7 protein-coding genes are annotated in these 5418 nt (G+C 70.9%); all 7 read left to right on the forward strand.

The features are described 5' to 3' along the window. Nucleotides 1-1086 (forward strand): ABC transporter substrate-binding protein (locus tag AX737_RS15040; protein WP_066922596.1); only part of this gene is annotated, 1086 nt, incomplete at its 5' end. Between the two features lie 57 nt (nt 1087-1143). After that, nucleotides 1144-2031 carry a branched-chain amino acid ABC transporter permease gene (locus AX737_RS15045; RefSeq protein ID WP_066922598.1) on the forward strand — a complete coding sequence of 296 codons (888 nt, stop codon included), beginning with the start codon at nt 1144-1146 and terminating at the stop codon, nt 2029-2031. Nucleotides 2032-2054: 23 nt separating this feature from the next. Then, nucleotides 2055-3053: a branched-chain amino acid ABC transporter permease gene (locus tag AX737_RS15050; protein ID WP_066922600.1), complete on the forward strand. Its 999-nt coding sequence runs from the start codon at nt 2055-2057 to the stop codon at nt 3051-3053. Beyond that, nucleotides 3050-3181 (forward strand): hypothetical protein, encoded by a 132-nt coding sequence (locus AX737_RS37240; RefSeq protein ID WP_280949077.1) that lies wholly within the window; start codon nt 3050-3052, stop codon nt 3179-3181. The genes AX737_RS15050 and AX737_RS37240 overlap by 4 nt, the downstream gene beginning before the upstream one ends. A gap of 93 nt (nt 3182-3274) precedes the next feature. After that, nucleotides 3275-3403 carry a hypothetical protein gene (locus AX737_RS37245; protein ID WP_280949078.1) on the forward strand — a complete coding sequence of 43 codons (129 nt, stop codon included), beginning with the start codon at nt 3275-3277 and terminating at the stop codon, nt 3401-3403. Nucleotides 3404-3423: 20 nt separating this feature from the next. Next, entirely contained in the window at nt 3424-4182 is a 759-nt protein-coding gene (locus AX737_RS15055) for an SDR family NAD(P)-dependent oxidoreductase (RefSeq protein ID WP_066922602.1), read from the forward strand. A 30-nt stretch (nt 4183-4212) separates the two neighbouring features. Further along, on the forward strand, nt 4213-5409 hold the full coding sequence (locus tag AX737_RS15060; RefSeq protein ID WP_066922604.1) for an acetyl-CoA C-acyltransferase: 1197 nt from the start codon (nt 4213-4215) through the stop codon (nt 5407-5409). The last annotated feature ends 9 nt before the right edge of the window (nt 5410-5418 follow it).

Consider the following 5418-nt stretch of genomic DNA (forward strand, 5'->3'; position numbering starts at 1 on the left):
CGGGTCGATCTTGGCGTAGTCCTCGCCCGCCTCGCGGTCGAGGACTACGCCAAGATCGACCCGAGCGTGAAGGTCGAGGTGGTCTCCGCCGACCACCAGAACAAGCCGGACGTCGGCGCGGCCATCGCCCGGCAATGGTACGACCGCGACGGCGTGGACGTGATCGTGGACGGCGTCACCTCCTCGGTGGCGCTCGCCGTCAACCAAGTGACCCGCGAGAAGAACAAGGTCCTGATCGATTCGGGCGCGGGCACCGCCGACCTTACCGGGCCGCAATGCACGCCCAACACGGTGCACTGGGTCTACGACACGGTGGCGCTCGCCAACGGCACCGGCGGCGCCATGGTGAAGCGCGGCGGCGACACGTGGTTCTTCCTCACCGCGGACTACGTCTTCGGCCAGACGCTGCAGCGCGACACCGCCGCGGTCGTCACCAAGAACGGCGGCAAGGTGGTGGGCTCGGTCAAGACGCCGTTCCCGACCGCCGACTTCTCCTCGTTCCTTCTGCAGGCGCAGGGATCCGGCGCCAAGGTGATCGGGCTGGCGAACGCCGGTGGCGACACCATCAACGCGATCAAGCAGGCGGGCGAGTTCGGCATCACCGAGGGGGGCCAAGCGCTCGCTGGCCTCCTCGTCTTCTCCTCCGAAGTGCACGCGCTCGGCACCAAGGTGGCGCAGGGGCTGGTGCTGACCGAGCCGTTCTACTGGGACCTCAACGACGGCACCCGCGCCTTCTCGGAGCGCTTCTCCAAGCAGATGAACGGGCGCAAGCCCACCGCCAACCACGCGGGCGTCTACGCGGGCACGATCCACTACCTGAAGGCGGTGTCGGCGCTCAAAGGCGAGGCCAAGGACGGCGCCAAGGCGGTCGCCAAGATGAAGGAGCTGCCCACCGACGACCCGCTCTTCGGCAAGGGCACGATCCGCGCGGACGGGCGCAAGATCCACGATATGTACCTGTTCGAGGTGAAGAAGCCCGCCGAGTCGAAGGGCGAGTGGGACCTCTACAAGACGCTGGCCACCATCCCCGGCAACGAGGTCTTCCGGCCGCTCGGCGAAGGCGGCTGCCCGCTGGTGAAGGGCTGATCCTCTTCTCGCCCCGCCCGGCACCGGGCGGGGCGCCGCACTGACGCGTGAGCCATCATGACGACGATCTTCGGCGTGCCGACCCAGGCCCTGTTCGGCCAGCTCCTTCTGGGGCTGATCAACGGCTCGTTCTACGCGATCCTCTCGCTTGGGCTCGCGATCATCTTCGGACTCCTCAACATCATCAACTTCGCCCACGGTGCCCTCTACATGATGGGCGCCTTCGTGGCCTGGATGCTGCTCACCTATCTGGGGCTGGGCTACTGGTGGGCGCTCGGCTTGGCCCCGCTGGTGGTGGGCCTGTTCGGCATCCTGCTCGAGCGGCTGCTGATCGCGCGGCTGTACAAGCTCGACCACCTCTACGGCCTGCTGCTCACCTTCGGGCTTGCGCTGATCATTCAGGGCCTGTTCCGCAACCAGTACGGAGTCTCGGGCCTGCCCTACGCGATTCCGCCTGAACTCTCCGGCGGCCAGCGCCTGCCCTTCATGTTTCTGCCGAACTACCGGGCCTGGGTGGTGGTGGCATCGCTGACCGTCTGCTTGGCCACCTGGCTCGTCATCGAGAAGACGAAGCTCGGTGCCTATCTCCGCGCGGCCACCGAGAACCCGACGCTGGTCCAGGCCTTCGGCGTGAACGTGCCGCTCTTCCTGACCCTGACCTACGGCTTCGGCGTGGCGCTCGCCGGCTTCGCGGGCGTGCTTGCGGCACCGATCTACTCGGTCAACCCGAACATGGGCGCCGACATCATCATCGTGGTCTTCGCCGTGGTGGTGATCGGCGGCATGGGCTCGATCCTCGGCTCGGTGATCACCGGGTTCGCCCTGGGGCTGGTCGAGGGTCTGACCAAGGTGTTCTATCCGCAAGGATCGGCCACCGTGATCTTCGTCATCATGGTGCTGGTGCTGCTCGTGAAGCCCGCCGGCCTGTTCGGCCGCACGGCCTGATCGCGGTCGAAGGAGACGATCCCATGGCCGATACCGCCGCCGTCACCGCACCCGTGACCGACGCCCCGATCGCGGCCGCGCGGCCGGAGAGCCGCGACGACCGGGCACTCCACCGCCGCGTCTTCGTTGGCATCGCCGTGGCGCTCGCGCTGGCGCCGCTGGTGCTCTACCCGGTCTTCCTGATGAAGGTGCTGTGCTTCGGGCTGTTCGCGCTCGCCTTCAACCTGCTGCTCGGCTACGGCGGCCTGCTCTCTTTCGGCCATGCCGCCTATTTCGGCATGGCGAGCTACGTCGCGGCCAACGCCGCCAAGCACTGGGGCCTGACACCGGAACTCGCGATCCTCGCCGGCACCCTGGTGGCGGGCCTACTCGGCCTCGCCTTCGGCGCGCTCGCGATCCGGCGACAGGGCATCTACTTCTCGATGATCACCCTGGCGCTCGCCCAGATGGCGTTCTTCTTCTCGCTGCAGGCGCCCTTCACGGGCGGCGAGGACGGCATCCAGGCGGTTCCGCGCGGCCACCTGTTCGGTGTGGTCAGCCTCGCGGACGACCGGGTGCTCTACGCCGTGGTCGCCGCGATCTTCTTCCTCGGCATGCTGGCGATCTACCGCATCATCCACTCGCCCTTCGGGCAGGTCTTGAAGGCGATCCGCGACAACGAGCCCCGCGCGGTCTCGCTGGGCTACCGGGTCAACCGCTACAAGCTCGCGGTCTTCGTGCTCTCGGCCTCGCTGGCCGGGCTCGCCGGTGCCACCAAGGCCATCGTCTTCCAGCTTGCCTCGCTCACCGACGTGCATTGGACGATGTCGGGGGAGGTGGTGCTGATGACGCTGGTCGGCGGCATGGGCACGGTGTTCGGCCCGATCATCGGCGCGCTGGTGATCGTCACGATGGAGACCTACCTGGCACCCTTCGGCGCCTGGGTCACGGTGATCCAGGGCCTCGTCTTCGTGCTCTGCGTGCTGCTGTTCCGCGAGGGCATCGTGGGCGTCCTGGCCCGGAGGCTCGGCCGGCCGCTGTGAGCCTCGTCGGTGACGAGCCGACGAAGCGCCTCGCCACGGCGCCCGATACAGCGGCAACCGCGCGCCTCACGGGCGGCATCGCGACGCCGCTCGCGGGCAACGTCCACACCCTCGGCAGCGGGGCTTAGCGTAGCCGGGCTGTCCTTCGGACTGCTCGGTTGGCTGGCGGCCGCGATCTGCCTACAGTCCCCGGCGCGACGTGCCTTCCGGAGCCTCGTCCCATGAACGAGTACGCCAGCCCCGCCTTCGTGACCCCGCCGGCCCTCGCGGTCGCCATCGGCTACGGCGCCGTGCCCCTGCGCGAGCCGCGCCGGCTCGGCTACGGGGGCCACGCGCCCAAGATGCGCTGACGGCTCCGGAATCCCGCCTCATGCAGATCGCCGAGCGCGTCTTCCTCGTCACCGGCGGCGCCTCCGGCCTCGGTCGGGCGGTGGCCGAACACCTCGTCGCCGCGGGCGGGAGCGTGGTGATCGCCGACATCGCCGAGACGGGCGCCGAGACCGCGTCCGCTCTCGGGTGCCGCTTCGTGCGCACCGACGTCGCCGACGAGGCCGCGGGCCGCGCGGCGGTCGCGACCGCCCTGGAGGTCTACGGAGGGCTCGACGGCCTCGTCACCTGCGCCGGCATCGTCGCGGGCGCGCGGGTGCTCGGGCGCAACGGTCCGCATGACCTGGACGCCTTCGCGCGCACCGTCCGGGTGAACCTCGTCGGCACCTTCAACATGGTCCGGCTCGCCGCCGAGGCGATGGCCGCGCGCGATCCCGACCCGGACGGCTCCCGCGGCGTCGTGGTGACGACGAGCTCGATCGCCGCCTTCGACGGGCAGGTCGGCCAGGCGGCCTACGCCGCCTCCAAGGGCGGCGTCGCGAGCCTCACCCTGCCGCTCGCGCGCGACCTCGCGGCCCACGGCATCCGGGTGGTCTCGGTGGCGCCCGGCATCTTCGAGACCCCGATGATGGCAGGCCTGCCGGCCGAGGTGCAGGAAGCGCTCGGCCGCTCGGTCCCGTTCCCGCCGCGCCTCGGGCGTCCCTCCGAGTTCGCCGCCCTCGTCGCCCACATCATCGGGAACCCGATGCTGAACGGCGAGGTCATCCGCCTCGATGGGGCGCTTCGAATGGCGCCGCGCTGAGCCCCCGCGCCCCCTCCACAGGAAGACGCCATGCAGGATCCCGCCCGCGACCCCGTCGTCATCGTCGGCGCGGCCCGCACGCCGATCGGCGCACTCCAGGGGGATTTCGCCGACCTCGCCGCGCCCGATCTCGGCGCCGCTGCCATCCGGGCCGCGGTCGAGCGGTCCGGCGTCGCGCCGGAGGCGGTCGAGGAGGTGATCTTCGGCTGCGTTCTGCCGGCCGGCCAGGGGCAGGCCCCGGCCCGGCAGGCGGCGCTGAAGGCCGGCCTGCCGCTCGCGGCCGGGGCCACCACCGTCAACAAGATGTGCGGCTCCGGCATGAAGGCCACGATGCTCGCCCACGACGCGCTGGCGCTCGGACACGTCGCGGTCTCGGTGGCGGGCGGCATGGAGAGCATGACGAACGCCCCCTACCTGCTCGACCGGGCGCGGGCCGGCTATCGCATGGGCCACGGGCAGGTGCGCGACCACATGTTCCTGGACGGGCTCGAGGACGCCTACGAGCGCGGCCGCCTGATGGGCACGTTCGCGGAGGATTGCGCGGGGACCTACGGGTTCACCCGCGCGGCGCAGGACGCCTACGCGCTCGAATCGCTCAGCCGGGCGCGCGCCGCGATCGCGCAGGGGCGCTTCGCGACGGAGATCGTTCCGGTCACGGTGCGGACCGGGAAGGCCGAGCGCTCGGTCGCGACGGACGAGCAGCCCGGCAAGGCCCGTCCGGACAAGATCCCGGATCTGCGGCCCGCCTTCCGCCCCGACGGCACGGTGACGGCGGCCAACAGTTCGTCGATCTCGGACGGGGCCGCGGCGCTGGTGCTGATGCGGCGCTCCGAGGCCGAGCGGCGCGGCCTGCGACCGCTCGCGGCGATCCGCGGCCACGCGACCCACGCCCAGGCCCCGAACCTGTTCACCACGGCTCCGGTCGGCGCGATCCGCAAGCTTCTGGAGCGGACCGGCTGGCAGGCGGGCGCCGTCGATCTCTGGGAGATCAACGAGGCCTTCGCGGTGGTGGCGATGGCGGCGATGCGCGATCTCGACCTCGACCACGCGCGGGTCAACGTCCATGGCGGCGCCTGCGCGCTCGGCCACCCGATCGGCGCTTCGGGCGCGCGCATCCTCGTCACGCTGCTCGCCGCGCTGGAGACGCACGGGCGCACGCACGGCGTGGCGAGCCTCTGCATCGGCGGCGGCGAGGCCACCGCGGTAGCGCTGGAGCGGCTGGTCTGAGCAGCTCGC

The sequence above is a fragment of the Methylobacterium sp. CCH5-D2 genome, assembly GCF_001556475.1.
GTDB lineage: Bacteria > Pseudomonadota > Alphaproteobacteria > Rhizobiales > Beijerinckiaceae > Methylobacterium > Methylobacterium hispanicum.